The organism is bacterium (assembly GCA_035691305.1).
In the GTDB taxonomy this organism is placed as follows: domain Bacteria; phylum Sysuimicrobiota; class Sysuimicrobiia; order Sysuimicrobiales; family Segetimicrobiaceae; genus DASSJF01.
This window is the reverse complement of record DASSJF010000051.1, coordinates 1-2370: the sequence shown is the minus strand read 5'-3', so window position 1 is coordinate 2370 and position 2370 is coordinate 1. Positions and strand designations below refer to the sequence as shown.

At 68.3% G+C, this 2370-nt stretch carries 1 protein-coding gene; it reads right to left on the bottom strand.

Annotated features, from left to right (window positions below):
- Positions 1 to 45: 45 nt before the first annotated feature.
- Entirely contained in the window at positions 46 to 1992 is a 1947-nt protein-coding gene (metG, locus tag VFL28_09290) for a methionine--tRNA ligase (GenBank protein ID HET7264854.1), read from the bottom strand.
- Positions 1993 to 2370 lie beyond the last annotated feature (378 nt).

The window sequence follows — 2370 nt, the reverse complement described above, 5'->3', positions numbered from 1 at the left end:
GGCTACGGCCATCTTACCCACCTACGGGGTTTTTGCGACCCGGGTTCAGGAGACGGGGGCGCCGCTCGGGATGTCTTTCTCCGGTTCCAATAAAATTACTTGATCCCCGTGGCTGGCCGCGAGCAGCATGCCCTGCGACTCCACGCCGCGGACCTTCCGAGGCTGGAGGTTGGCCACCACCACGATCTTGCGTCCGACGAGGTCGGCCGGCTTGTAGTACTGGGCGATGCCGGCTGCGAGCGTGCGGGTCTCGTCGCCGATCTTGATCCGCAGCTCCAGCAGCTTGTCCGCGCCCGCGACCGGTTTGGCTTCGAGCACCTCCGCGATCCGCAGCTGGATCTTCTTGAACTCGTCGATCGAGATCACCGCGTTCCCCCTTGTCGTGACGTCTCCGTCGCCCGCCGCCGCTGTCCGCGACTTCGCCGCGGGCTTGGTTTCGATCCTCGGAAAGATCGGGCGCCCCGGCCGCAGGCGCGAGCCCGCTTCGAGTCCGCCCCACCGCGCGGCTTCGGGCAGGTGTGTCGCGGCGGGCGAGCCCTCGAGACCGAGCTGCTGCCACGCCCGTTGGGTCGCGGCCGGGAGCCACGGCGACAGGAGCACCGTCGCGATGCGCGCCGCTTCCAGCGTGTGGTAGAGAATCGTCCCCGCCCGCTCGGTGTTGCCGGCGGCGAACTCGCGCCACGGCGCCTCGCGGTCGAGGTAGGTATTGGCCGCGCCGAGGATCTCCCAGATCGCCTCGAGCGCGGCGCGAAAGTCCAGCCGCTCGATGAGACCGTCGAGCCGCCCGGCGACCGCCGCGGCCGTCTCGCGGAGACCCGCGTCGCCGCCGGCGTCCGGCCCCCGCGCCGGGACCCGCCCGCCGACGTGCCGCTCGACGAGCGGCAGCGCGCGGTTGAGGAGGTTGCCGTAGTCGTTCGCGAGGTCCGAGTTGAAGCGGTGGATCAGCGCGGGCTTACTGAAGTCGCCGTCCGACCCGAACGGGATCTCCCGCAGCAGGAAGTACCGGATCGCGTCGACCGCGACGTCGACTTCGGCGCCGGATTCGGCCGCGATCTCTTTGGCGAGCGCGTACGGGTCGAGCACCGTCCCGAGCGACTTGCTGAACTTCTGCCCCCCGAACGTCAGCCAGCCGTGGGCGAACGTCTCCTTGGGCACCGCGATCCCCGCGGCGTGCAGGATGATCGGCCAGATCACCGCGTGGAACCGCACGATCTCCTTGCCGACGAGGTGCACGTCGGCCGGCCAGTACCGCGCGAACTCCTCCGGGTCGTCGAGATAGCCCGCCGCCGTGATGTAGTTGGTCAGCGCGTCGATCCAGACGTAGATCACGTGCTTCGGGTCGAACGGCACCGGGATGCCCCACGTGAACGTGGTGCGGCTGACCGCGATGTCCTTGAGGCCGGAGCGCAGGAGCGACAGGACCTCGCTCCGCGGTCCGTCCGGCTGGAGGACGTGCGGGTGCGCCTCGATGTACTCGAGCAGCCAGTCGCGGTACTTGGAGAGCCGGAAGAGGTACGACTCCTCCGACGTCCACTCGACCGGCCGGTTCTTGTGGATGGGACAGGTCTTGTTCGGCCCGAGCTCCGACTCGGCGTAGTAGCTCTCGCACGGCGCGCAGTACCAGCCCTCGTAGGTCCCCTTGTAGATGTCGCCCGACCGGTACAGGCGCGTGAAGATCTCCTGGACCACCTTGACGTGCCGGGGCTCGGTCGTGCGGACGAAGTCGTCGTTCGAGATGTTGAGGCGGCGCCACAGCGTCTTGAACTCGGCGGCGATCCGGTCGCACCACTCCTGCGGCGACACATGGTTGCGCTCGGCGACCCGCTGGATGTTGACGCCGTGTTCGTCGGTGCCGGTCAGGAAGAAGACATCGTACCCGGCGAGCCGTTTGAACCGCGCCGCCACGTCGGCCGCAATGGTGGTGTACGAGTGCCCGATGTGCGGCACGTCGTTCACGTAGTAAATCGGTGTCGTGATGTAATAGGTCGTCATTTCGATCCCTCCAAAAACCAAACGCCCCTCGTCTCTGGGACGAGAGGCGGACGCCTCCGTGGTACCACCCACGTTTGCCCGAACGATCGGGCCTCAGCGGTTCCTCGACGGGCCCGTGGACGCCGGGATCCCGTCTCCAGAACGCCGCCCTGTCACGCGAGCGCCGCGTCCGCGCCTACTTGGCAGGTGCCGTTCGGCCGGCAGCTCCGGAGCCATGTTCGGTTCGCCGCTCCCGCCGGCTTGCACCTGATCCGGCTCGCTCAGCCCGCTCGGCTGCCGCGGGCTCCGGGTCGGCGGGCGAACCTACTCCCGCTCCGTCATTGCTTTCGTCTACTGTAGGGGGACCGGCCGCGACTTGTCAATGGCCGCATCACAGAC

Bases quoted from the DNA above. Each gene is read 5' to 3' on its own strand.
- metG (HET7264854.1), bottom strand. From the start codon at position 1,992: ATGACGACCTATTACATCACGACACCGATTTACTACGTGAACGACGTG.